At 40.0% G+C, this 23,070-nt stretch carries 27 protein-coding genes and 2 pseudogenes; 6 read left to right on the top strand and 23 right to left on the bottom strand.

Annotated features, from left to right (window positions below):
- Window position 1: 1 nt before the first annotated feature.
- From H6G18_RS15860 to H6G18_RS15850, 3 genes are all read right to left on the bottom strand, one after another.
- The gene (locus tag H6G18_RS15860; protein ID WP_190408061.1) at window positions 2-1,414 is read right to left on the bottom strand and encodes a cation:proton antiporter; all 1,413 of its coding nucleotides are present in this window, start codon (window positions 1,412-1,414) and stop codon (window positions 2-4) included.
- 254 nt (window positions 1,415-1,668) lie between these two features.
- The gene (bicA, locus tag H6G18_RS15855) at window positions 1,669-3,381 is read right to left on the bottom strand and encodes a bicarbonate transporter BicA (RefSeq protein ID WP_190408060.1); all 1,713 of its coding nucleotides are present in this window, start codon (window positions 3,379-3,381) and stop codon (window positions 1,669-1,671) included.
- Window positions 3,382-4,294: 913 nt separating this feature from the next.
- Window positions 4,295-4,567 carry a hypothetical protein gene (locus H6G18_RS15850; RefSeq protein WP_190408059.1) on the bottom strand — a complete coding sequence of 91 codons (273 nt, stop codon included), beginning with the start codon at window positions 4,565-4,567 and terminating at the stop codon, window positions 4,295-4,297.
- A 237-nt stretch (window positions 4,568-4,804) separates the two neighbouring features.
- Here H6G18_RS15850 and H6G18_RS15845 point away from each other — a divergent pair, with 237 nt between their 5' ends.
- Window positions 4,805-5,005 (top strand): hypothetical protein, encoded by a 201-nt coding sequence (locus H6G18_RS15845; RefSeq protein WP_242040352.1) that lies wholly within the window; start codon window positions 4,805-4,807, stop codon window positions 5,003-5,005.
- Window positions 5,006-5,428: 423 nt separating this feature from the next.
- Here the strand turns inward: H6G18_RS15845 and gatB are convergent, their stop codons facing one another.
- Both gatB and H6G18_RS15835 read right to left on the bottom strand, forming a co-directional pair.
- On the bottom strand, window positions 5,429-6,904 hold the full coding sequence (gene gatB, locus H6G18_RS15840) for an Asp-tRNA(Asn)/Glu-tRNA(Gln) amidotransferase subunit GatB (protein ID WP_190408058.1): 1,476 nt from the start codon (window positions 6,902-6,904) through the stop codon (window positions 5,429-5,431).
- A gap of 114 nt (window positions 6,905-7,018) precedes the next feature.
- Window positions 7,019-7,177, bottom strand: a complete 159-nt coding sequence (locus H6G18_RS15835; protein WP_190408057.1) for a hypothetical protein — start codon at window positions 7,175-7,177, stop codon at window positions 7,019-7,021.
- Window positions 7,178-7,526: 349 nt separating this feature from the next.
- Between H6G18_RS15835 and H6G18_RS15830 the strand changes: the two genes are divergently transcribed.
- On the top strand, window positions 7,527-7,949 hold the full coding sequence (locus tag H6G18_RS15830) for a hypothetical protein (RefSeq protein WP_190408056.1): 423 nt from the start codon (window positions 7,527-7,529) through the stop codon (window positions 7,947-7,949).
- A 236-nt stretch (window positions 7,950-8,185) separates the two neighbouring features.
- Window positions 8,186-8,647, top strand: coding sequence for a hydrogenase maturation protease (locus H6G18_RS15825; protein ID WP_190408055.1), 462 nt, complete (start codon window positions 8,186-8,188; stop codon window positions 8,645-8,647).
- Between the two features lie 58 nt (window positions 8,648-8,705).
- Here H6G18_RS15825 and H6G18_RS15820 read toward each other — a convergent pair whose 3' ends face one another.
- From H6G18_RS15820 to H6G18_RS15805, 4 genes and pseudogenes are all read right to left on the bottom strand, one after another.
- Entirely contained in the window at window positions 8,706-9,080 is a 375-nt protein-coding gene (locus tag H6G18_RS15820) for a hypothetical protein (protein WP_190408054.1), read from the bottom strand.
- An 18-nt stretch (window positions 9,081-9,098) separates the two neighbouring features.
- A complete protein-coding gene (locus H6G18_RS15815; RefSeq protein ID WP_190408053.1) occupies window positions 9,099-10,385 on the bottom strand; it encodes a nitroreductase family protein in 1,287 nt (428 codons plus the stop codon).
- Window positions 10,372-10,533 (bottom strand): annotated as a pseudogene (locus tag H6G18_RS15810) (ankyrin repeat domain-containing protein); the annotation flags it as partial. The pseudogene H6G18_RS15810 and the gene H6G18_RS15815, both read right to left, overlap by 14 nt.
- Window positions 10,534-10,606: 73 nt before the next feature.
- Window positions 10,607-10,750, bottom strand: a complete 144-nt coding sequence (locus tag H6G18_RS15805; RefSeq protein WP_190408096.1) for a hypothetical protein — start codon at window positions 10,748-10,750, stop codon at window positions 10,607-10,609.
- A 500-nt stretch (window positions 10,751-11,250) separates the two neighbouring features.
- Between H6G18_RS15805 and H6G18_RS15800 the strand changes: the two genes are divergently transcribed.
- Window positions 11,251-11,460, top strand: coding sequence for a TOBE domain-containing protein (locus H6G18_RS15800; RefSeq protein ID WP_190408052.1), 210 nt, complete (start codon window positions 11,251-11,253; stop codon window positions 11,458-11,460).
- Window positions 11,461-11,589: 129 nt separating this feature from the next.
- Here H6G18_RS15800 and H6G18_RS15795 read toward each other — a convergent pair whose 3' ends face one another.
- From H6G18_RS15795 to H6G18_RS25270, 13 genes and pseudogenes are all read right to left on the bottom strand, one after another.
- Complete coding sequence (locus H6G18_RS15795; protein WP_190408051.1) at window positions 11,590-11,841, bottom strand: FeoA family protein; 252 nt, start codon at window positions 11,839-11,841, stop codon at window positions 11,590-11,592.
- Window positions 11,842-11,957: 116 nt separating this feature from the next.
- Complete coding sequence (locus H6G18_RS15790; protein ID WP_190408050.1) at window positions 11,958-12,257, bottom strand: 2Fe-2S iron-sulfur cluster-binding protein; 300 nt, start codon at window positions 12,255-12,257, stop codon at window positions 11,958-11,960.
- Between the two features lie 139 nt (window positions 12,258-12,396).
- On the bottom strand, window positions 12,397-12,768 hold the full coding sequence (locus tag H6G18_RS15785; protein ID WP_190408049.1) for a HesB/IscA family protein: 372 nt from the start codon (window positions 12,766-12,768) through the stop codon (window positions 12,397-12,399).
- 71 nt (window positions 12,769-12,839) lie between these two features.
- Window positions 12,840-13,643: a HesA/MoeB/ThiF family protein gene (locus tag H6G18_RS15780; RefSeq protein WP_190408048.1), complete on the bottom strand. Its 804-nt coding sequence runs from the start codon at window positions 13,641-13,643 to the stop codon at window positions 12,840-12,842.
- Between the two features lie 10 nt (window positions 13,644-13,653).
- Window positions 13,654-13,971 (bottom strand): nitrogenase-stabilizing/protective protein NifW, encoded by a 318-nt coding sequence (nifW, locus tag H6G18_RS15775; RefSeq protein WP_190408047.1) that lies wholly within the window; start codon window positions 13,969-13,971, stop codon window positions 13,654-13,656.
- Window positions 13,968-14,183 (bottom strand): CCE_0567 family metalloprotein, encoded by a 216-nt coding sequence (locus H6G18_RS15770; RefSeq protein ID WP_190408046.1) that lies wholly within the window; start codon window positions 14,181-14,183, stop codon window positions 13,968-13,970. Before H6G18_RS15770 ends, nifW begins: the two co-directional genes overlap by 4 nt.
- A gap of 203 nt (window positions 14,184-14,386) precedes the next feature.
- A complete protein-coding gene (locus H6G18_RS15765) occupies window positions 14,387-14,863 on the bottom strand; it encodes a NifX-associated nitrogen fixation protein (RefSeq protein ID WP_190408045.1) in 477 nt (158 codons plus the stop codon).
- Window positions 14,860-15,273, bottom strand: coding sequence for a nitrogen fixation protein NifX (gene nifX / locus H6G18_RS15760; protein ID WP_190408044.1), 414 nt, complete (start codon window positions 15,271-15,273; stop codon window positions 14,860-14,862). The genes H6G18_RS15765 and nifX overlap by 4 nt, the downstream gene beginning before the upstream one ends.
- 41 nt (window positions 15,274-15,314) lie before the next feature.
- Window positions 15,315-16,652, bottom strand: coding sequence for a nitrogenase iron-molybdenum cofactor biosynthesis protein NifN (gene nifN, locus H6G18_RS15755; protein ID WP_190408043.1), 1,338 nt, complete (start codon window positions 16,650-16,652; stop codon window positions 15,315-15,317).
- Complete coding sequence (nifE, locus tag H6G18_RS15750) at window positions 16,652-18,094, bottom strand: nitrogenase iron-molybdenum cofactor biosynthesis protein NifE (protein ID WP_190408042.1); 1,443 nt, start codon at window positions 18,092-18,094, stop codon at window positions 16,652-16,654. Before nifE ends, nifN begins: the two co-directional genes overlap by 1 nt.
- Window positions 18,095-18,304: 210 nt before the next feature.
- The gene (locus tag H6G18_RS15745; RefSeq protein WP_190408041.1) at window positions 18,305-18,634 is read right to left on the bottom strand and encodes a Mo-dependent nitrogenase C-terminal domain-containing protein; all 330 of its coding nucleotides are present in this window, start codon (window positions 18,632-18,634) and stop codon (window positions 18,305-18,307) included.
- 113 nt (window positions 18,635-18,747) lie between these two features.
- Window positions 18,748-20,286 (bottom strand): nitrogenase molybdenum-iron protein subunit beta, encoded by a 1,539-nt coding sequence (nifK, locus tag H6G18_RS15740; RefSeq protein WP_190408040.1) that lies wholly within the window; start codon window positions 20,284-20,286, stop codon window positions 18,748-18,750.
- A 202-nt stretch (window positions 20,287-20,488) separates the two neighbouring features.
- A pseudogene (locus tag H6G18_RS25270) lies at window positions 20,489-20,638 on the bottom strand (nitrogenase molybdenum-iron protein subunit alpha); the annotation flags it as partial.
- 110 nt (window positions 20,639-20,748) lie between these two features.
- On the opposite strand from H6G18_RS25270, the gene H6G18_RS15735 reads away from it, so the two are divergent.
- Complete coding sequence (locus tag H6G18_RS15735; RefSeq protein WP_190408095.1) at window positions 20,749-22,167, top strand: site-specific integrase; 1,419 nt, start codon at window positions 20,749-20,751, stop codon at window positions 22,165-22,167.
- 112 nt (window positions 22,168-22,279) lie between these two features.
- Window positions 22,280-22,408: a hypothetical protein gene (locus H6G18_RS25070; protein WP_277875600.1), complete on the top strand. Its 129-nt coding sequence runs from the start codon at window positions 22,280-22,282 to the stop codon at window positions 22,406-22,408.
- A 77-nt stretch (window positions 22,409-22,485) separates the two neighbouring features.
- Here the strand turns inward: H6G18_RS25070 and H6G18_RS15730 are convergent, their stop codons facing one another.
- Window positions 22,486-23,037, bottom strand: coding sequence for an REP-associated tyrosine transposase (locus tag H6G18_RS15730; protein ID WP_190408039.1), 552 nt, complete (start codon window positions 23,035-23,037; stop codon window positions 22,486-22,488).
- Window positions 23,038-23,070: the final 33 nt, after the last annotated feature.

The following is a 23,070-nucleotide window of genomic DNA, read 5'->3' as shown; positions in this document are numbered from 1 at the left end:
ATTATCCAAGCAAATCAGCTTTTTCTAATTCTTTGATTTCTTCAGATTGTTTAAACGCGAAACGTAACAAAGGTGGTGCTAAAAATGTTGTCAAAATCACCATAATAATGATTGCTGCTTGCAACGGTTTATCTAAAGCACCACTAGCAGAACCAATACCAGCAAATACTAACCCAACTTCACCTCTGGGAATCATGCCTATACCAACTGCCAAGCGGTTAATTCCCGGTTGACCAAAAACAGCCCAACCAGTGACAATTTTACCGATAATCGCTACCACAATTAAGAAAGTGGCAATAATCAAACCCTCTCTATTTTCTGGAACCACGGGATTCAGTACACTTAAATCAACCTTAGTTCCAACGGTGACAAAGAAAATTGGCACTAAGATATCAGCAATGGGTTTAACTTGCTCATCTAGTTCTTTACGCTTATCAGTTTCATCCAAAACTAAACCAGCCGCAAAAGCTCCTAAAATGGCTTCTAAATGAATGGCATTACCCAAGAAGGCCATGAAGAATGCAAAGATAAATGCTGGGATAATTAAGTTACCTCTGGTTTGCAATTTGTTGGCAATAGCAACAAAACTTTGATTGAAATATTTACCCAGAAGAATCGAGCCAATCAGAAAAACAGTGGCGCTGATAATCAAATAAATCACGTTGAAAATATCAACTTCGCCAGTTTTTGCCAAACTTGCCACCACAGCCAAGACAATAATTCCTAAAATGTCATCAATGACAGCTGCGCCGACAATAATTTGTCCTTCTCTAGATTTTAGCTGTCCCAATTCTGACAGGACTTTAGAGGTAATGCCAATGCTAGTAGCTGTCAGTGCTGCACCTGCGAAAATCGCGGGAATGACGGGAGCGTGAAATAAATAAATCAAACCTACAGTACCAGCAGTAAAAGGAACTGCTACCCCCACACACGCAACGATTGTGGCTTGATAACCAACTTTCTGTAATTCTTTTAAGTCCGATTCCAGACCAATCTCAAATAACAGAATGATGACACCCAATTCAGCCAGAATAGAAACCGCTTCACTCTGGCTTTGGAAAATTGATGTGACTGCATCTGGACTGAGATTGTTAATAAATTGCAGGATGGTCATGACAACGGAGTCGCTTGCAACTGCACCGCTTTCAGGAAACACAACCAGATGTAAGGCGGAAGCACCAACTACTACACCAGCAACTAATTCGCCCAAAACTGGAGGTAAATCCAGCATCCGAGATAATTCACCGCCAATCTTACTAGCTAAATAAATGAATACTAAACTTAGTAGTACGCCAGTCAAGACAATGGGTGCGTTTTCTGCCTCGTTTGTTGTTGCCAACAAGGGGGATTGTAAGGTTAAAGCTAGGGAATTTACCCATGTAATCGAATTAATTATTGGTTGTGCAAATATCATGTTGTTCGTCTATTTTGCTGATGATTGTTTGAATTTATTTACGATAATACGCAATTCGTAATTAGATGATGAATTACGGATTAAAATCGGTCAAATTTCAACCTATTTTGGGAAGACCAAAAAATAAATTGTTCCAAATTGACGGTTAGTAGGGTGCGTCAGTAGAAATATTTTCTTAGTACGGCTAGGTTTTATGGCACTGACGCACCCTACATTTCACTGTCTTTAATTTTGAATTGTTAAAGTCCCTTTAGTTAGTTGGGATAGGCGTAAGTATCAGGGTCATGACCTTGACTAGTAAAAGCATTCACCCCAGTTTCCTGAGCCTTCACTAAGACAACAGCTTGCTTAAGAGCTTCTACACGATCGACAAACATATAATGTGGAGGTACAAACCTCATGATGCCAAACTTCTCTAAGCGTCGTTTGACTTTACCTGTTGCACCAACAATTAACACTTGACGACCTTGTTCACTAGCGTCTTTAATGGCATTTTCAATTGCTAGGGAAGCAGTTACACCCAACATAGGTACATCGCTCAAGTCTACAATCAGCACATCGGAGTCTGCCATTGCTGTATGTTCGCGGGCGATCGCTTTAGATACCCCAAAGATCATCGGTCCACTCAGGTAAAATAGCAGAATGCGTCCATTGGCTTGATCGAGTAATCCCTTTTCTTCATCAGTTAAGACAATTGCATCATCAGTATCACTAATTGTCTTCACTTCTTGGGCTTGTAATTCGGAAAGACGCTCGATAGTCAAGATATTCGCAATGAACACGCCCACGCCGACGGCAACAATCAAATCAACAAATACGGTTAAAAATAATACGCCGTACATGATGATTGTACCCTTGAGGGATACCTTATGAGCGCGTTTTAAGAAGCTCCAATCCAGAATGTCAATTCCCACCTTTAGGGCAATCCCAGCCAACACAGCCATCGGGATAGTTTCAGTTATATTCGCAGCCCACAAAACTACAACTAACAAAATTAAGGCGCGAGTAATACCAGATAGAGCTGTTCTTGCACCAGTCTGGATGTTAACCACTGTTCCCATTGTCGCACCTGCACCTGGTAACCCACCACACAAACCAGATACCACGTTAGCAATACCTTGACCAATCAATTCTTTATCAGATTTGTGTTCGGTACGAGTCAAACTATCCGCTATTACCGCAGTTAACAAAGTATCGATACATCCCAGAAGTCCCAACATTGCACCATCAACAAGCATGACTGTGACTTGTGATGGCGTAAATGTAGGTAATCGTAATTGGGGTAGCCCCATTGGGATTTCGCCAATTCGTCTAATCTCAACGTTGCCAAAGAAAAATAGAGAAACTAACGTAACTACAATTAGTGCTACCAATTGAGGGGGCGCATAACGCTTAATTTTGCTTGGCATTAAGAAAATAATTGCCAACGTCAACGCACCCAAAATTGTTTCTGCCGGATTTATTTTTGTCAATAAATCTGGTAAGTTCTGCACGATTCCCAGCACGCCCCCTTTAGGATTGGGTTGCCCAACAAAAGGTGCAATTTGTAAAATGATCAAAATCACCCCAATTCCCGACATAAAGCCGGAAATCACACTGTAGGGCATCAAAGTAATATATTTACCTAACTTAAATACCCCAAAGAAAATTTGAAATAATCCGGCTAACATGACTACGGTAAACGCCATTGCTAAACCGTTTTCTGGATTACTTGCAGTCATGGAACTGACAATTGCAGTCATGACAACAGTCATCGGCCCGGTTGGTTCAGAAATTAAGGTTGGCGTTCCCCCAAATAATGCCGCAAAAAAACCAACGCAAACCGCGCCATACAGACCAGCTACAGGCCCAGCACCAGAAGCAACACCAAATGCCAAAGCTAGAGGCAAAGATACAATTGCGGCAGTTAGACCACCGAATAGATCGCCTCGCAGATTATTAAAATTGATAGTATTAGTTAAGGACATTTTGGCTAAAGCAATAAAAGAAGTTGGAAAATAAAGAACAATTTGAGTCGCTTTTAAAAAGGTTTGATTTCATAGGCATAGAAACTTTAGCCAAGAAAGAATAAATTTCTGGCGTTCTCGGAGGTGATGGCTACTAGCTATAGGCGACTCGCTATAGTGCGAATATCCAACAAAAAAAGCTCTTGCTGGAGATAGATCAAAAAAAGTCCGATTAGGACTTATTTAAGCAGTAGTTTTTTATGGGTAGTTATTGATATTCACTGACAATAGCTTACAGCCTTTTGATTCAAGTTTGTAAATTTGTAATTGTTATTATTAAAAGAATATTAAATTGCTTGCATAGATAAAAGCTTATACATCTTTAATAATTTTAGCTTTTATCAATATATAATGCTGGGTTATTTAATAAATTAGGATTATGACAGCATAAGCTTTCCTTAACTTTAAGAAGTAGACAAACAATAATTTAGTCTCCTTGCTCATTTGCTATTCCCGTTGTACACCATTGTTTTACCTGAAATACCTATAGGGATCATGGAATAAGGACAATTTTTCAGAAAAATGGATAAGTTTATCTAATAGATAAACTTACAAAATATGATATATACAGAAGTAACCTTATTTATTAAGTAGTAAAATATGTATCAGGATACGTAGAGCATAGAATATGAATCAGGTTAAAAGGGGTTTTCCTCTTAAGTTGTAATTGCGGAATTGGCAGTGGAGAGTGGAGAAAAACACTTTTTCATTCTTGGTTGTAAAATTTTTGTGGGAATGAATGCCTTAACAAGATTTTGTATTCCTGTGTATTTGTAGTAAAAAATAATACCCAAAACAGATGTTGAAAAAATACTTAAAAACTCCTCTTTTCCGAGCTAGAGGAGTTTTTGTCTTCTAAAAGCTTATGCTTTTATCAGTTCCAAGGTGAAGGAATGGCTGTTGTTGAAAGTACCTGATTAGCCATCAACCTAATTGCTGCTCTACCACAACTAGGACAAGTAACTTCTAGAACTTGTGGAGATACTCCTTCAACCTCACTTAATAAACCTTGTTTACAGTGCCAACATTCAAAAATAACTCTGCTCACTGCTTGGTTACAGTCGATTATTTTAACGTGTTGAAAGTTCTTAGTTTCATTGTCTTGAGTTTTTGGCTTGTAAGATTTTTTAATTTCTTTAATTTCCATACTGTCTGTGAGTGCTGGTAATTTACTTCAAAGGATGACAATCAGAGCATTATATGAGAAGGGTAAGCCTTCAAACCTGGGCTTTTTATCTTTTCACCGTTTTTTACATAAAACTGGGTATACTTCGATTTTATTTGGGAGACTTGCTTCACTCAACACCAATGCGGAAAGTAGCAATGAAGATGGGTAGATTATTGTATAAAAATCACCATAATCTAAAATACCTTTGTTACATTTATGACGGACTTAAAAAAAGTAGTGAGTTTTCTTGAAAAAATTGAAAGTGAAAAAGTTGGTAAATCTGCTGATGAAATTGCTAATTTTTTACGCGGTTACACGAAGTCAAAATATACAACTAATTTATGGACTGTAGCAACAGGATATAACCAAAAATATATTGAAGGAGAATTTAAAGGCAGACTTAGAGATACTTTATAAAGTAAAGCTTAAATTGTAGGGTGCATTAAAGCAACGCGTAACGCACCGTGTGATTATGGTGCGTTACGGCAATTTATACTGTCGCTCATACTCAAATCTTCTCACCGCCGTAACACACCCTACTTAATATTTACTTTATAAATAGGCTCTTAATCAACATTTATTATTGAGTGGTGAAATGACTGATTTCGCTCATTTCATAGTCAATAGTCATTGGTCGTTAGTCAAGGAATGCTGATAGATAATCCAAAATTCAACATCTGTAGAGTGGCAAGAAATAAGGAGAGTCACTTACGTAACTCTCCTGTTTATTAGGGTGCATATAATACATTTATAATAACTGCATGGCTGTAATTATTGACACCCAATTTTTTATAGTTTATGTAAAACTATTGTGAAAAAATGACTGAAAAAAGCCTGGTGTTAGCCATTTAGTTTCTTTTCTACCAATTCGTTGGTGAGTTTGGGGTCAGCACGTTTGTTAGTCTTTTTCAGCACCTGACCAACAAAGAAGCCCTTAAGATTGATGTTACCATTGCGGTACTTTTCCAGTTCTTTGGGGTTAGCGGCTATCACTTCCTCAACGATGGGTTCCAATACACTGGGGTCGGTGATGAGTTCTTGACCTGCAAAGGCTTTTTCAGGAGATAATCCTGTGAGTAACTCTGGTAACTTTTGTTTGGCTTGGGCGTTGCTAATTTTGCCAGTTTCAATCCGGGTAATCACATCAGCTAAGTTAGCGGGAGTTAAGCCAATTTCGGTGATGGTGAGTTTTTGCTTATTGAGATAGGCGGCGATATCTTGGGTAATCCAGTTAGCCGCAGCTTTGGGACTTGCACCAGATGCGATCGCTGCTTCAAAATATTCAGATACAACCACATCTTCTGTCAGGACTCGTGTATCATAAGCTGACAGTCCCAATTCAGTTTCGTAACGATGGCGTTTTTGGGCTGGTAGTTCTGGTAATTCGCTTTGCCATTGATGGAGTTGTGCATCCGTCACCTCAATCGGTGCTAAATCTGGTTCAGGGAAATAGCGATAATCGCTAGAACCTTCTTTAGTCCGCATACTAATGGTGCGTTGTGAACCTTCCTCCCACAGCCGGGTTTCTTGGATGATGCGTTCACCAGCTTCGATAGCTGCTATTTGCCGTTCAATTTCGTGTTCAATAGCTTTTTGAATGGCGCTGAAGGAGTTCATATTTTTAATTTCTACCTTCGTGCCAAACTTCTCTTGTCCTACAGGACGCACAGATATATTGACATCACAACGCAGAGAACCTTCCTGCATATTGCCATCACTGACACCGAGATAGCGTAAAACCCGGCGTAATTCTTGGGCATATTCGGCGGCTTCTTGCCCAGAACGTATGTCTGGTTCCGAGACGATTTCAACCAATGGCACACCCGCACGGTTGTAGTCTACCAGAGAATAGGTAGAACCAGAGATGCGATCGCTCCCCGCGTGTACCAGTTTTCCTGCGTCCTCTTCCATGTGCAGACGGGTAATCCCAATCCGCTTACGTTTTGGGTTACCATCAGCATCTAATAATTCAATTTCTAACCAGCCATGTTCAGCTATAGGCAAGTCATATTGAGAAATTTGGTAATTTTTCGGTAAATCAGGATAAAAGTACTGTTTCCGGTCAAATTTACTATATTTAGCAATTTGGCAATTCAACGCCAAACCTGCCTTGACAGCGTATTCTAGAACCTTTTCATTAAGTACAGGCAAAACACCAGGTAAACCCATGCACACCGGGTCAATGTTAGTATTAGGGTCAGCCCCGAATGCTGTCGAGCTACTAGAGAAGATTTTGGTGTTAGTACTCAGCTGACAATGGGTTTCTAAACCAATAATCGCTTCATACTCAGTTTTTACAGTCGTAGCAGAAGTCATAGAATCAATAGTTCAAGCAATTTACACGTAGATTACTATTTTAGCCCTGCCTTGACCGTCGCTAACCTTTGGGGGATTTTGGGAGCGATCGCCTGTTAAAATTTTGCCCTATATTTATGTTTTGACAGGTAGACGGGAAATCGTCCATAAAATCAGCATAAAGCCTAAGTAAATCACGCCAACTAGCCCAAACTCAATCAAAGGGATATAGGTGACTTCGTAAATTCTGCCCAAACCACGTCCAGTCAATCCATAAACAGCTAATACACTCACTAAAAAAACTGCGTAGATAGTACGTTTTGTCCACCTATCTATAAAAATACGCCGAATTATCTAACGCTAAGGACGAAGTACTTAACACAGAGAAAGTACCTAATAGGTTATTAACCTTATCAAAGGCGGTGATAAAAGTTTCCACTTCCAAATAGCTTTGGTAATCGTCCCCACTTCGGAAAGGATAATAGTTTGCCCTAGCTGGCTTGTCTATCATCCAAATCTATGCAAATCTAACTGTTTAACTATTTATCTAAAACTCGTAGCATAACACACTAAAACTTATAGAAACAGTAAGTTAGGCTTGCCTTAATGCACTCCAACAAAACTGAACTTTATAGGTAAGCTTGTGTCTGATTTAGAACTACACAAATATCTCCCCAAACTTCCCGAAATAGCACTACAAGAATTTACAGAATGGTGTGTTGTAGAGCAGTCGAGAGCAGCAGGAATAGAATTTATTCCTGACAAAAGCAAGCTAGAAAAGTTGATTCCAAATGAGTATATCTGGCAACTGATTGACCAGTTTATGAAAGTAAAACCAGATGCTATTAAAGCAGGATTAGTATCAGCGATCGCAGGGCAAGAAGCTGATAGTCATGGTTTGCTAGGTTCAGCAATTATGGTTGATTTCATAGCTCTTTATGTGAAGTATTTAATTCCCGAAAATGGCAATACGCCAGAAGAAGCGAAACAATTAATTTTGGAAGCCGCTATTCAGCAGTATGAGAAGCTTTCTGAACTGGCTGACAAGTATAATGTACAGTTCTAGTTAATAGCAGCTTTGGCTGGTGGTAAGATACCTGATTTTGCCAAAAATTCGGGTATCTAAGATTTTGTGTATTGAAAATAGAATTTTTGTAGGGTTTGTTAGGAGCGTATTTCGATATGATTGGTCACAAGAACGATAATTTGAGCGCCTAATATACCGCTATATCATCTGCTAGGCTAAAGCTCATAACAAAGCCTATGGAAGATTTATTTTATAAATAATTTCTTAATCACAAAATGTTGACTATTATTGGTTGCGGAAATTTTAATCGCAGTGATGATGCTGTAGGCGTGATTATAGCGCAACGCTTACAAAAATATCTAGCGGAAAATCCTCATCCCAATGTACAAGTTTATGACTGTGGAACCGCAGGAATGGAAGTAATGTTTCAAGCTAGAGGTAGCAAACAATTAGTAATTATTGATGCAAGTTCCACTGGTTCAGAACCTGGCGCAGTATTTAAAGTCCCTGGTGAAGAATTGACAGCTTTACCAGAACCTAGTTATAACTTACACGATTTTCGTTGGGATCATGCTTTAGCCGCCGGAAAGAAAATCTTTCAAAATGATTTTCCTCAAGACGTGACAGTTTATTTAATTGAGGCAGCAAATCTTGATTTTGGACTAGAATTAAGTCCTATAGTTCAACAATCTGCTGATTTGGTTTTTGATAAAATCGTGGAAATAATTGGTAATTAGGATTGGGGACTGGGGATTAGGTATTAGTTTTACTCCCTCATCCCCTTTATCTCCCTCATCACGCCATGTCTCGATACACAGAGAGTTCATCTACCCTCATTTCAAAAGGTACGCCTTCGCTTTCTGGGGGACAGACGCGAATTTTGGCGCTACTGACGATTTGATTAATTAATTTACCCATTGGCACAAGTTTTTGCAACACCCGCCAGTTGGTAACTTGATCTGGACATTCAATTACCAACGTCATTGCATTGGCTTGGGTTGTGACATACCATCTGCAATTAGAGAGGAGATTTTGTAAGGTGCGATCGCATCCTTCATAAAAGTATTTACTCAAGGAATACTCTAATTGCTGTCTTAATATAATGTCAGCAGAACTTGGCTGCATGGGATGAGAATCATCTCCGCTAAAATAATACCTCTGATTACTCATTTCTCTTTACAATCCTATTCAGATTCCAATTGCCGTTGCATAAAGTACATCTTTATGTATTTCTAAGAATTCCTGGGTTTCATCATCATAAAAAGCACCAATTCCACTACATTGAATGCCTATATAATTACTCACCAGATAAATTCTTTGTCCTAAAAAACCAGCTATTTGCATTGCAGTTTGATAACTGGTATGTTCAGATACGAAAAAGAAAACTACAGCACAATCTCTGGCAAGAGCTTGATTCACACACAAGTAACCAGTGTGTTCACTAAAGTCACCGGCTTTAATCAAATTTGCGCCTTTATATAACCCTGATTTCATCCCCTCTACTCGATGCACTACCGAGTAAAGTTCTATCTCCTCACCATTTTCTGTTGGGATTGGCTGTTCTAGTAGTTGCAAGACATATAAGTAATGTTCTTGCGAAATCAACTCTTTCCGGAAACGTCTAATTGAACGTCTATTCCAGACAGTTTGGTAGAATTTATCCTGCTCAAAATTAAATTTAGGCTGTTCTAATTGCTGCTGGCGACTTGTTTGACAAGCTGTTGTTTGATAGCTATCTTCAACAAATTGATTAGCTTCAAAATAATCTGTACCACAAACAAAAGGAACTTTCAGCCTTAATTTTCTAATCTGTTTCTCGTGTATTTTGCCAGATATCGCACAACCAGTAATAAACTCTTTATTCTCAAAACCTAAATCTGTATTGAGTGTGAGTTTATCAAAATCAAAAAGTAGCTGAATATTGCGGTTATGGAGATATGCTGAAGCAGCAACAGCACCTAAATGGTGTCCGCTATCCAACAAGCAATATCTCAAGCTCCTTTGTTGATATTTCCAGCTAGACCTATAATAAACAGAACTAATTAAAAAAATGAATCCGGCGATACATTTGCTTGGTATAACGTAACTCTCTAAACCATCATCAATTAATTCATAGATGAGTGTTAGACAATTATTCTCAACTTCTAAATGATAGATCCCATCTACTATTTCCGGCATTCCCCGAATCTGTACGTACATCTCAGTGGGATACAGTGCGCCTGCTGACGGATTTACCCTGAGTTTGTAGGCGACATTGTTATATACCTTCTCAAAGGTGACAGCACTGGTTAACCAGATAAAAGAGTGAATTGGATTATCGAGATTTAATTTCACTCGGCGATAAAATTTTGGATAAACTTTAAATGAAGATGGTTGAGTTGAAGCATCTACATAATTTGGATCAAGCTGCACCGACAAGTAAGAATGCTTAGTTGCATCATGATAAGCTTTACCGAAAATATCATTTTGCAGCATTTTTCAGTAACCTTAAAACTTCTACATTACTAGCAAAATCTATAGCTTTAAAATCATCTAAATTTTTTAAATATAAGTTAGGATGATATTGTAGGAGTAACTTCACTACTTCTGTTTTACCTGCTGATGCGGCATACATTAAAACAGTTGTAATGGTGGACAATGCCCACCATTACTAAAATGCTATGAAATTCTAGTGATTAGAGTTGTAAAACTATACTCTAAACTGTAACTAGCTCTGGTTTATCAGCAAATAGCTCTCTAGCAGATTTGTCTGGTTTTTGTAAGCCATAAAAGCAGGCTTCTACTTCCAGTTCATCTACTAAATCCCAAGCTTCAATGGCTCTTTTAGAATAGGAATACAATCACCTTTGCTAACAATTTAGACACACCTAATGATAAGTATTGAACTTATGGCAAACCCTAATAAATCTGGTTATTCTTGTTTGAATATTTATGCAGCTTTCCGAGAGTATCGTCTTGAAGATATATGACCATCTACCCAATTTCTAAGTTTGACCGTTATTAAGGTAGGAATGTCTGAGATAACCCTGTAATCGCTTTTTGCTGAGGTCTAGGTTCACTAGCAACAGTTTAGCTTACTTATATATTATCACTCTGATAAGTTTAAATTATGAATGTTTATAACGATCGCCATATACATTGATTAACTGTGCTTACAAATTACAACAAGAGCAGCTATTTTGACGGTTATCTTGTATGTAGATACCCGACTTCTTAAATAAGTCAGGTATCTGGATTTAAATTTATATCTATTGAAATAATTAAAAAATTCTAAAGGGGTGATTTAATTTACTGCAAATGTTGGTATGGTATCAGGTGTAAACAGCTAAGGTTAATAAATATGGAAGTTAGCGCACGTAATTTCTTGAAAACCACTGTTAAAAAAGTCGTTACTGGAACAGTTAATACCGAAGTGACATTAGAACTAGCTCCTGGAATAGAGATAGTTTCGATTATCACCAAATCCTCAGCAGACAAATTACAACTTGCTGAAGGTAAACAGGCTTATGCCTTAATAAAAGCTTCAGATGTGATAGTGGCTGTTGATTAAAGCAAAACTAATTAGGTGGCTCACCTTTATTGCCTAAATAGAGATGTTATATATTCAAGTCTCTATTTATTTTCTAATATTTTAATGATTTAAAGTAGTCTAAGACTGTAAAATAAGAGTCTTCTTAAATCAATTATTAATTACACGAACGTAGATATTGCGAGCAAGTTCTTTATCTATCTCTAAAAGAATGCTTCCTACTTGAATAATTAAAGAAGGAAATTCTTGTTCTATGGTGATAGTGACCCCTGTGTTTAAACCCAAAGAATTAAGCTTTTTGAGAATATTTTTATCTTCAATATTGCAAAACTTGACTATGGCGCGATCGCCTACTTTCAGCAAATCCAAAGAACTGCCAGTTATAGTAAATGGAGTAAACATTGGTATTAAGAAATTTAGAATTAATCATCATAGAAAATCAGGATGAAAAGCATCCTCCATCCTGATTTCAGCCATGCTAATAAAAGCTGTAAATAGGTAGCGACTACAGCAATTGATTAAACTAAATATGGCTCTTGGTGGGTTTTGATTGTGCAGTTAGAACGGGGATAGGTAACGCAAAGTAAAGCGAATCCTTTACCCATTTGTTCGTCATCCAAGAAAATTTGATCAGATTGATCAACTTCACCTTCAACAATTTTGCCTACACAGCTAGAACAAGAACCAGAATGGCAAGAGAAAGGTAACTCAATACCGTTTTCTTCTGCACCATCTAAAATTGTGGTTTCTTCATCAATTTCGATAGTGGTGTCGAGGTCTTCTTTCTTGTTGATCAATCTAACTTGATAGGTAGCCATTTTCCGATTCTCCTCAGATTTATAGGATCGATTGATTTCTCGAAGTTAAATCTCCCTGATGTCTTCGAGAAGTAAGCCGGATATGGACACTGCATTTGATGGGAAGCAAGTATCCGTTTTGTTTACAGGAAGACTTTATTTAGCTGCAAGGTACACCTTCGGGTGAACAGTCACCTACTTTGAAAGATTTTCCACAACCGCAGGTGCTAGTTGCATTGGGGTTAGTAAATTTAAATCCACTTTCTACAACCCCTTCAACGAAATCAATGACTATTCCTTCTAACAAAGGTGCGCTTTTCGCATCGACGTAAACCAACACACTACCTTGTTGAATTACTAAATCATCTGATTGCGGCTGACTGGTGACATCCATTGTGTACTCATAGCCACTGCAACCACCATCTTTGACAGAGACGCGAATACCTTTTGTGGTTTCGTTAGCTTCTGTAGCAGAACCTCGAAGAAAGGCTCGCAGACGAAATTCAGCTTTTTCTGTTAAAGTAACAGTCATCAAATCTCCTGATTAGTAGCGAATAGTTATTATGTTTTCAGGTGTGGTGTTTGTAGTGATTTGCATTTGTATCAACTATGTGTGCAATTACTGCTGGTTTCCATTGAATTGGATTGTGCATATCGCCAAGGTGCATTATTACCGCATACTGGACAAGAGCGATCGCGGTATAAACGACGCTTGGCAAATTCCATCCGATTCAAGTCTATGGTGAGTAATTGCGACAATAGGGGCTGACTAAAACCAGTGATCAACTTAATTGCTTCCAGGGCTGTTAGACAAGCTAGTGTCCCAGAGACAGCGCCCAACACAGAAAAGCCACGCCGATCCCACTCTGGTTTTTCGGGGAAGATACAAGACAAACAAGGAGTCACACCAGGAACAATTGTTGTCAGGTAAGCCTCCATCCCGTCCATCGCTGCTTCCACCATAGGCTTACGCCAGCGTACACAAGCCGTATTTAACAAATCACGCTCAGTAAAATTGTGAGCGCAATCCAGCGCCATATCAGCCGATTGTACCAATGAATCTACGTTGTCCGGGGTGATATAGTCGTGAATTGTTTCTATCTGGATATCGGGATTGATAGCTTGTAGAGTTTCCTTAGCCTTAAATACCCTTGGTTTACCAACCCAATCATCAGTCATCAACACCTGACGATTCATATCATCCAGTCGCAAATCACCGCCTCGGACGAGGATTAGTCGCCCAACGCCCGCTACTGCTAAGTAAAGCGCCGCCGTACCACCCAATCCCCCCACACCTGTCACTAAAACTGTCGCTGACTTCAGACGTTTTTGAGCCGCTTCGCCAAAATTAGGAAGCATCATTTGGCGGCTATAACGTTCTAACTCGGTAGGCGTTAGGTTGATCACTTTATACCTCCTAATCAGACGATAATTCTGTCAGCGTGATTACATTTTTTGGCTTGTCATTAAACACCTTGAATAACTTTTGTTCTTGGGGTGATGAGTCCAGAAATACTTCATAAGCTGATTGCAAAGCTAATGAATATTGGTTTAACTTTTCCTCTGCACTTAAGTCTGGATAATTAGTATCAATCTCACTGATTAATTGTGAGAACTTTTTCAAAATATGCAAACGATTAACATTGACAATTTTCACATCGTAATCTAGCTCAAAGAATTTAAAATATTCTTCTGCATCTACGAGCTTTTTAAATTCTTCTAGATTCTTAGTCATTTACCACTCTCCAATTTCTTCAGCTCTTGCTTGAGTTCATCTAGCTGACGATAAATCTCATAAGTTGCGGCTGCAACATCCATCAGTTGGGTGTAATCTGTTGGCAAACCCTCTGCTAAATCATGCAGATCCATTTTCATTTGCCCAGCTTTACTATTGAGGCGTTTGATTTTAGTTTGTATTTGCTCAATACTTGTTTCTTCTACTTGCATACTGTTGAATAATTTCTGAACATCTTATACCAATTTGCAATTCGCAGTTCGCAATTGAAAAATCCCAGATTGACAAGAACTTCCGAAGTTGGATCTGTTTCAGAATTTTAGTGAATTGGTATCACATAGAGGCGCAGAGAAGAAAGTAAAACTCTGCGTTCCTCCGCGTAAACCTCAGCGCTCCTCTGCGTTTAAAACCTCTCTTACAACTTACTCACTTCTTTATAGCGATTAGCTAAATCAACCCCTCTTTCGACATACCTATCGCCTTCTTCCGCCAACTTCTCCAAAGAATCAAAACCAAAACGATGAGCATCTCTTAAAGTTTTAACTGTCAGTATCAAACGACCAGAAAAAACTAACGCCCAGCCAAAACCCTCATGACTTAAATCAAGAACAACTTGAGAAATTAAGCCTGTTTCTTGTTCAATTCTCGCAGCGATCGCCTTAAAAAAAGACATAATCCGCGCTATAGTTACCGGGTCAACTTCTCCTTGCACAGAAATTTCCCGTTTCTTTTGTTTAGTGACAACAAAGCCCTTCAAAAGTAAATCATCAGACCAGCTACGATAAACCCCATAAGCATCTTGTCCGCGAATTTGTAAGACTAATGCTTTCAAAAATGGTGATGTAGAAACTACACTCTCAGCAGTGCCATTTAAATTATTTTCTGGTGTCATACTGTTGCTTCATCCTCAATTTCATCAGCAAAATTTTTGGTTTTTGGTAGCAATGCTTTCCGCAACCAAGGAGGAGGATTTCCTTTCAAGGTTTGGACTAATTTATTTAAGAGTTCGCTGATACTTTCTTCTTCAGATCGCGCCTTTACAGGAGTCACACCTTTTTTGATCAATTTAGCAGCAGCAGTCCCACCAATAGCCACAACATAAACAATGGCACAATCAGCTAATGCTGCTAATTTTGGGGCTACTTTATCCTCGTTACCGTCTTCTTTGAGGTCGCCTTCAAAGTTCAATGTTTCTAAGAATTGATATCCTTCTGCATTAATTTCGTAGACATCAATTTCTTTAGCAGAACCGAAGTGCGAATTAATATGAATCCTGTCACTGGTTGTAAAGGCAATTTTCATTCTGATTACTCCTGCATGGGGGGTTGGTAATTGGCTATTATCTATAACTGATAACCAGTTACAAAATTCTCGTGAAAGTTCTTGACTCTTGCTTCTTCCGCATCTATAAATAAGTTGCCGATCGCAAACAAAACTTCCATTGAACCGCGATAGCCGACTTTGGTAAAATGACCATTGCCTAAACGGTCATAAATGGGGATACCCAGACGATAGTGAGGGATGGAAAGACGTTTGGCGATCGCTGCTACGTTAGAATTACCAATGAGCAGATCAGATCCCATTGCCAGTTGTTCAAAGTCTTCTAAATCACCAATAGTTACACTCTTGATGGGGAGTTGTTCTAACAGGGGTGAGCGTGTGGTGGTGACGGCTGCGTGAATTTGTGTCCCCATTGATTGCAGAAACCGCACCATCGACCACAACAAGTCCGGTTCCAACGCCAAGGAGATGCGTTTTGCACCGAAGTAAAAGTGTGTGTCTAACATCGCATCTTGCAACTGGCGACGTTGACGGCAATACTTTTCTGGTACTGGATTGCTGCTGAGAATCGCTAAGGCTTGGATAAACTCGTCTACAGGTTCTAAACCAGTGAGTTCGCTAAAGACTTCGTAGGGAATGTTAAACCTGTCTTCCAGAATCCTCGCCGCCCCCCGCATACTCTCACCCAAGGCGATAGTGAAAGCAGAACAACCAACTTCTTTGAGTTGTGTGACGGTTGTGCCACTAGTTGTCACCGAGCTATATTCATCTTCTAGGTGTCCATCTAGGGAAGCACCAATGTCAGGAACGAAGATAGGTACTAGACCAAAAGCGGTGACAATCTCTTTGATTTCCTGCAAATCTCCAGGGGTGAAAGCAGAACCAGCCAAAATGGTGACTTGTTCGCTTCTGGTTGTACCTGGTTGGGGAATTTCTTTGACAATGCTTTCCACAGCTGCCGCAAATCCATCTTGCAACGCCCCTTTAAAATCTGGTGTAGGCGCGAATACAATTGGCAGGTGAGATATTTCGGGATGGCGATCGCGGATATCCTTAAGAAAGCGTTCAATATCATCACCTCTGGTTTCTGTCAATCCAGTGCTACACAAACCAATAACGTCTGGGTTGGACTTCTCCACCAAAGTGAGAATCGCTTGCTCAATGTTATCTTCACCACCCAAAATGGTAGTTACTTCCGTCATCGCCGTCGTAGCTAAGGGAATCGCTTCCCGAAAATGCCGGACTAACACCACCTTGGCAAAAGCTGTACAACCTTGGGAACCGTGAAACAGAGGAATCATCCCCTTCAATCCCAAGAAGGCTAGAGATGCGCCCAAGGCTTGACTTTGCTTGAGAGGATTGACTGCAACTGATTTATTGGGGAGATTAACAATCGCCATCAAATTAACTCCTCGATAGATGCCAAGATATCGTTTTGATTATTTGTATATCCGGGTATCCATGTTCCTGTATCTTCTTCCCAAGGTGCAGGCTTACGAATTTGTTCCCAAATCGGGCTGTAGAGGGCTTCGTATAACTCCCGCGCCATCTCAATCATGCCGACATAACCAGCATAAGGATGATGGCGTTCTTGGTTGATATCTAGGAAAGGAATCCGGGCTTTCAAGGCGGTGTATTGGTTACGACCACCAGCAATTAACATATCAGCTTGCGTATCTTTTACCAGTTGTAAGAGTTCCTTGGCGTTGCCTTTTTCTAGCATGATGCCATCAGCACCCAACAACCGTTTGATTTTAGCTTTATCTTCTTCCGTACTCTTTCTGGTACTGGTAGCAACTACTTCAATACCCAAGTCCTTCGCTGCCGAGATAATCGACCAACTCTTGACACCACCAGTGTATAAAACTACTCGCTTACCTTTGAGGCGATCGCGGTAAGGAGCCAGTGCCAAATCTAGCGCCGCCGTTTCCTCAGCAATCAGCTTTTCTGTCCGCGCTTGCAAATCAGGACAGCCCAACTTAGCAGCAATATTCCGCAAACACCGATTCATATCATCGATGCCATAAAAAGACTCTTCAATGTAGGGGATGCCGTATTGTTCCTCCATCTTTCTCGCCATATTGAGCAGCGCCCGTGAACAGATCATCACATTCAGCTTGGCGCGGTGTGCATAGCGGATTTCCTCAAACCGAGCATCGCCTGTGATTTTCGACAGGACGCGAATACCCAATTTTTCTAGTAACGGCAGGACTCCCCACATTTCCCCGGCGATGTTATATTCGCCGATTAAGTTTATATCATAGGGTGTGGTGTACTCCGGTTCTGCTGTACCGACAACATATTCTAATAAAGATTCACCACCAAAGCGGTTGCCTAGATTTTTACTCCCAATAAAACCAGGCGCAATCACCGGGATTACAGGAGTACCAATTTTTTCTGCCGCAGTCTTGCAAACAGCATCAACATCATCACCAATCAAAGCCGTCACACAAGTAGCGTAGACAAACACCGCCGATGGATTGTAACGTTTGTGAATTTCTAGAATTGCCTTATAGAGTTTCTTCTCACCACCGAAAATTACATCATTTTCTGACATATCGGTAGTAAAACCCATTTTGTAAAGCTGGGGGCCAGAAGAGAGACTACCACGACTACCCCAAGAATTACCAGCACAGGCGATCGGCCCATGCACCAAATGAGCCGCATCCACAATCGGGACAAGAGAAATCATCGCCCCATCAAAAGCACAGCCCCCTTGAGCCGCCCCTGGTTGTGCTTGTTGCGTACAAGACTTATTCTTCTTCTCACCATGCTTGTGCTGATTATGTTCGCATCCCGACTCATTCAGTAGCTCGTTGATTTTGCCTTGGGTGTTCTTCATCTCTCTTCTCGCAAGCGATCGCTATTGTTAATTGTCATTTATCAGTCATCAGCAAACAGTTAAAAACTATCAATCTGCCCACTGATGACCGTTCATCATAAACTTCCAGCAAAAATCTTCTCTCACCACGCGACATACACAAAGAAATACTCCGCGTACCTCCGCGCTAACCTCCGCGAAACTTTGCGTTTAAAATCTCAACCTTCGTCTCTAGCAAATGTACTTCGTCACATCTACCCCACATTCATCAGCCAGATAAGACAAAGCCCGAAACCGCAACCCCACAAACTCGTCATACAAAGGATTGAGTTTACACAGTGGTGGAATGTGCAGAGTCCGCCCAAATAAACTAATATTTCGCTCAAAAGGACAACAGCAAGGAATTACCCGACAAACAAGATGAGCGAAACGAGCATTTTTAACCGGAAAATTGTCAACCCAACCACGCACAGGACGCAGCAAAACATCAAATGCGCCTGGTTTCTTATAGTTTGGTGGATGAAAATTAGGATGATGGTGATGAGTGTGAGTTGATGACATACTGAGGAATTTGAGGTGAATAGAGTGTTAGATATTGGGTACTGGGGATTGGGTATTAGTCCCAGTCCCCAGTCCCTAAGTTCTACCTGTCAATAGCAAACTGTCAACAATTTCTAGCGAATCAAGTCGAAGGAAATATCGGTCTTACCAGTGATGTTGGTGTTGCGATCCATTTCATCCAACAGGGTGTTAACAACCCAGTTAAGAATATTTAGACCACCTTGGTAGCCGAGGGTAGAATAGCGGTGTAAGTGGTGGCGATCGAAGAGAGGATAACCAATCCGCACCATTGGGATATTGGTATCGCGCCACAGGTACTTACCGTAAGAGTTACCGATGAAGAAGTCTACAGGCTCGGTGAACAACAAGGAACGGAAGTGCCACAAGTCTTTTTGAATCCAGACTTTAGCTTCTTTACCGAATGGGCTAGCAGCGAGGATAGCTTCCATTTCTTTCTTGAAGCTTTCATCACCATTGTTGCAGAGGATGTGTACTGGTTCAGCACCCATCTCTAACAAGAAGTTGGTAATGGAGATGATCAAATCTGGATCGCCGTAGATAGCGAACTTCTTACCATGAATCCAAGCGTAGGAGTCGGTGATAGCATCAACTAAACGACCGCGTTCGATTTCCAATTCTTCAGGAATCGCTTTACCGGTCAATTCAGAAACAGCAGTCAAGAACTCGTCAGTACCCTTAACACCGAATGGGCGCAGAACTTTTGTTTCTTGCTTCCATTGAGTTGTAATGTATTCGCGGGTTTTGGGTGTGGTGTAAGCTTGGAGAGCAACTGTTGCCTTAGCGTTGATAGAATCAGCCGCATCTTCCAACTTAGTACCACCTGGGTACATTTCATATTCACCGTTATTTGGTGAATCAAAGTAGTCGCTGCTATCAGACAGAATTGTGTAGTCAACACCCATTACACCAAGCATCCGCTTCAATTCGCGGTTGTTACCTACATAGGTATCAAAACCAGGAATGAAGTTAATCTTACCGTTGCTGGTAGCTTTCTTCTTGCCTTCTGTCAGGTTAGACAGAATACCCTTCATCATGTTGTCGTAACCAGTTACGTGAGAACCAACGAAACTGGGGGTGTGAGCAAAGGGTACGGGGAAATCTTGAGGAATAGAACCAGCGTTCTTAGAGTTGGTGATGAACGCGCCCAAGTCATCACCGATAACTTCCGCCATACAGGTGGTGCAAACAGCAATCATCTTGGGTTTGTACAGTTGATAAGCAACCTGCATACCTTCGATCATGTTGTTCAAGCCACCGAATACTGCTGCGTCTTCTGTCATAGAAGAAGAAACTGCGGAACAAGGCTCTTTGTAGTGACGGCTGAGGTGGGTACGGAAGTAAGCAACGCAACCTTGAGAACCTTGGACAAAAGGTAAAGTACCTTCAAAACCCAAAGCAGCAAACATTGCGCCTACAGGTTGGCAACCTTTAGCAGGGTTAACGGTTAAAGCTTGGCGAGCGAAGTTCTTTTCGCGGTAGTCCCAAGATTTTGTCCACTCAGACACTCTTTCAACTTCTTCAGGAGAATGAGCGCCTTCAAAGTTCTTTCTCTTGTTTTCAAATAGCTCGGTGTATTCTGGCTGTTTGAACAGATCAACGTGGTCTACAATTCTTTCTGGATTCTGAGGCATTTCTCTCTCTCTTTACGCTTGCTGGTTGGTTTGTAAGTGATGAGTTGGGATAGCCTGGGGGGTTCACTCCTACCAAGGTAGTAACGAGAGATGAATCATGAATATTGAATAAAAATATTCATCCAGCATTCAGCATTCACCATTCTTCCCTGGTTTCCTGGGGCAATAACCCCAGGCTATCCCTCTATTTCCCTGGAATTAATTAGGCAGCAGCCTTAGCCTTTGCAGCAGCTTTCTTCCAAGGAGCGCCAATCAAGCTCCAAGTGGGGCTGTTGAGGGCTAAATCCATATCGCGGGCGAAGATAGCGAATCCGTCGTAACCGTGATAAGGGCCGGAGTAATCCTTTTTGTGATTTAATGGCTTTTAACAGTTGAATGTTTGCACTGAGCAGTGTTAGTGATGAACATTGTTTGCTGATAACACATTAATTTTTAGGCTAAATATAGGCTAATACCACAGTGATGCAAAATCAGGGTCAAGACAAATATCAGCAAGCCTTTGCAGACTTAGAGCCAATCTCATCTACCGACGGCAGCTTTCTCGGCTCAAGTCTGCAAGCACAGCAGCAAAGAGAACACATGAGAACAAAAGTACTACAAGAGTTAGAAAAGGTAAATCTGCGTTTGAAGTCTGCAAAGACAAAAGTATCAATTCGGGAATCAAACGGAAGTCTGCAATTACGAGCGACGTTACCAATTAAACCAGGCGACAAGGACACAAACAGCACTGGTAGAAAACAATACAATCTCAGCTTGAATATCCCAGCCAACTTAGATGGACTGAAGACGGCTGAGGAAGAAGCTTATGAATTAGGTAAATTAATCGCTCGTAAAACCTTTGAATGGAACGATAAATATTTAGGCAAAGAAGCCACTAAAAAAGATTCACAAACAATAGCTGATTTACTAGAAAAATTTGCAGAAGAGTATTTTAAAACCCATAAACGCACCACCAAAAGCGAACATACTTTCTTTTACTATTTTTCCCGCACCCAGCGATACACAAATCCCAAAGATTTAGCGACGGCGGAAAATCTCATCAATTCAATTGAGCAAATCGATAAAGAATGGGCTAGATACAATGCAGCCAGAGCCATATCTGCATTTTGTCAAACCTTCAATATAGAAATTGATTTGTCTCAGTATTCCAAAATGCCCAATCGTAATTCTCGCAACATCCCCACAGATTCAGAAATACTATTAGGAATTACCAAATTTGAAGACTATTTAACTACCAGAGGAAATCAAGTTAATCAAGATGTGAAAGATAGCTGGCAACTGTGGCGTTGGACGTATGGAATGTTAGCAGTTTTTGGTTTACGCCCCAGAGAAATTTTCATTAACCCTAATATTGATTGGTGGTTAAGCAAAGAGAATATAGACTTGACATGGAAGGTAGACAAAGAGTGTAAAACTGGGGAAAGACAAGCATTACCCTTACATAAAGAATGGATTGATGAGTTTGATTTAAGAAATTCCAAATATTTAGAGATGCTGGCAACAGCAATTAGTAAAAAAGATAAAACTAATCATGCGGAAATAACAGCATTAACTCAGCGTATTAGTTGGTGGTTTCGTAAAATTAAATTAGATTTTAAACCCTATGATTTACGTCACGCCTGGGCAATTCGAGCGCATATTTTAGGAATACCAATCAAAGCGGCGGCGGATAATTTAGGTCATAGTATGCAGGTTCACACGCAAACCTATCAGCGTTGGTTTTCCCTCGATATGCGGAAGTTAGCGATTAATCAGGCTTTGACTAAGAGGAATGAGATTGATGTTATTAGAGAGGAGAATGCTAAGTTGAGGATGGAGAATGAAAGGTTGAAGTTGGAGATTGAGAAGTTAAAGATGGAATTAGTTTATAAGCAGAGTTAAATTTAAGTACAAAATAAGCAAAATTAAGGATATATATGATAAAAATTTGTACAAAGGGGCGTTATGTTTAACAGTAGTTACTCTTAGTCTCTAAACAGAGAAAAGTTTTGTTATGAATGACCCTCTCGATAGCATTGAATTTCGTGATTACCCACCTTTACAGCCAGATGAAGAGTACAAATTTGATATTCTAGATTATGGTGAGGTTATTGGTACTGCTCATGTCAAAACTCAGCAGTAAAAAGTAGGGTGCGTCAGCTTGAGTAGATTATTTCATCACGAAAATGAATCTATGCTGACGCACCCTACAATATATGGTTATTCTCGACCGATGTAGTTAGGGATATTTGGTGTTTGAATTGTTCCCCAATCTGCTGGATAAGTTCCTTGTTTAACAAAACGGTGAAAACTTGAATATTGCCATTCTTTGGGAGATTCACATAAACCATGTTTGACAGGATTGTAATGAATATAATCGCAATGGTTAGCAAAATCTTTTTCATCTCTAATTAAATGTTCCCAATATCGCCTTTGCCATAAATTCCCTTCTTGGCGTTTTTTGCGAGATTCACTAATTTCGGCTGTTATGTTTAACTGTTCTGCACAACTTTGGGTAACAAAGCTTTTAATTAATCGCCAACGGATTGCATAATTACTATCATTTTCTGGTAAAGTCCAGATACAATGAATATGTTCTGGCATAAGAGCGATCGCATCAAGAGAAAAAGGATAAAGTTGCTGAACTCGCTTAATAGCTTTTCTCAAACTGTCTCTTCCTATATCGCTACATAACCAAGGGATTCTTTGGTAAGTTACCTGTGTAAAAAAGAAAGTACCTCCAGAGGCTATAACTCTGCGATAATTAGACATAGTTTAGTATATTATCTCAGCATTATTTCATTT

The sequence above is a fragment of the Anabaena subtropica FACHB-260 genome (genome assembly GCF_014697105.1).
Classification (GTDB): domain Bacteria; phylum Cyanobacteriota; class Cyanobacteriia; order Cyanobacteriales; family Nostocaceae; genus Trichormus; species Trichormus subtropicus.
This window is presented reverse-complemented; position numbering and strand designations above follow the sequence as displayed.

Bases quoted from the DNA above. Each gene is read 5' to 3' on its own strand.
- H6G18_RS15860 (WP_190408061.1), bottom strand. From the start codon at position 1,414: ATGATATTTGCACAACCAATAATTAATTCGATTACATGGGTAAATTCC.
- bicA (WP_190408060.1), bottom strand. From the start codon at position 3,381: ATGTCCTTAACTAATACTATCAATTTTAATAATCTGCGAGGCGATCTA.
- H6G18_RS15850 (WP_190408059.1), bottom strand. From the start codon at position 4,567: ATGGAAATTAAAGAAATTAAAAAATCTTACAAGCCAAAAACTCAAGAC.
- H6G18_RS15845 (WP_242040352.1), top strand. From the start codon at position 4,805: ATGACGGACTTAAAAAAAGTAGTGAGTTTTCTTGAAAAAATTGAAAGT.
- gatB (WP_190408058.1), bottom strand. From the start codon at position 6,904: ATGACTTCTGCTACGACTGTAAAAACTGAGTATGAAGCGATTATTGGT.
- H6G18_RS15825 (WP_190408055.1), top strand. From the start codon at position 8,186: ATGTTGACTATTATTGGTTGCGGAAATTTTAATCGCAGTGATGATGCT.
- H6G18_RS15820 (WP_190408054.1), bottom strand. From the start codon at position 9,080: ATGAGTAATCAGAGGTATTATTTTAGCGGAGATGATTCTCATCCCATG.
- H6G18_RS15815 (WP_190408053.1), bottom strand. From the start codon at position 10,385: ATGCTGCAAAATGATATTTTCGGTAAAGCTTATCATGATGCAACTAAG.
- H6G18_RS15800 (WP_190408052.1), top strand. From the start codon at position 11,251: ATGGAAGTTAGCGCACGTAATTTCTTGAAAACCACTGTTAAAAAAGTC.
- H6G18_RS15795 (WP_190408051.1), bottom strand. From the start codon at position 11,841: ATGTTTACTCCATTTACTATAACTGGCAGTTCTTTGGATTTGCTGAAA.
- H6G18_RS15790 (WP_190408050.1), bottom strand. From the start codon at position 12,257: ATGGCTACCTATCAAGTTAGATTGATCAACAAGAAAGAAGACCTCGAC.
- H6G18_RS15785 (WP_190408049.1), bottom strand. From the start codon at position 12,768: ATGACTGTTACTTTAACAGAAAAAGCTGAATTTCGTCTGCGAGCCTTT.
- nifW (WP_190408047.1), bottom strand. From the start codon at position 13,971: ATGACTAAGAATCTAGAAGAATTTAAAAAGCTCGTAGATGCAGAAGAA.
- H6G18_RS15770 (WP_190408046.1), bottom strand. From the start codon at position 14,183: ATGCAAGTAGAAGAAACAAGTATTGAGCAAATACAAACTAAAATCAAA.
- H6G18_RS15765 (WP_190408045.1), bottom strand. From the start codon at position 14,863: ATGACACCAGAAAATAATTTAAATGGCACTGCTGAGAGTGTAGTTTCT.
- nifX (WP_190408044.1), bottom strand. From the start codon at position 15,273: ATGAAAATTGCCTTTACAACCAGTGACAGGATTCATATTAATTCGCAC.
- nifN (WP_190408043.1), bottom strand. From the start codon at position 16,652: ATGGCGATTGTTAATCTCCCCAATAAATCAGTTGCAGTCAATCCTCTC.
- nifE (WP_190408042.1), bottom strand. From the start codon at position 18,094: ATGAAGAACACCCAAGGCAAAATCAACGAGCTACTGAATGAGTCGGGA.
- H6G18_RS15745 (WP_190408041.1), bottom strand. From the start codon at position 18,634: ATGTCATCAACTCACACTCATCACCATCATCCTAATTTTCATCCACCA.
- nifK (WP_190408040.1), bottom strand. From the start codon at position 20,286: ATGCCTCAGAATCCAGAAAGAATTGTAGACCACGTTGATCTGTTCAAA.
- H6G18_RS15735 (WP_190408095.1), top strand. From the start codon at position 20,749: ATGCAAAATCAGGGTCAAGACAAATATCAGCAAGCCTTTGCAGACTTA.
- H6G18_RS25070 (WP_277875600.1), top strand. From the start codon at position 22,280: ATGAATGACCCTCTCGATAGCATTGAATTTCGTGATTACCCACCTTTA.
- H6G18_RS15730 (WP_190408039.1), bottom strand. From the start codon at position 23,037: ATGTCTAATTATCGCAGAGTTATAGCCTCTGGAGGTACTTTCTTTTTT.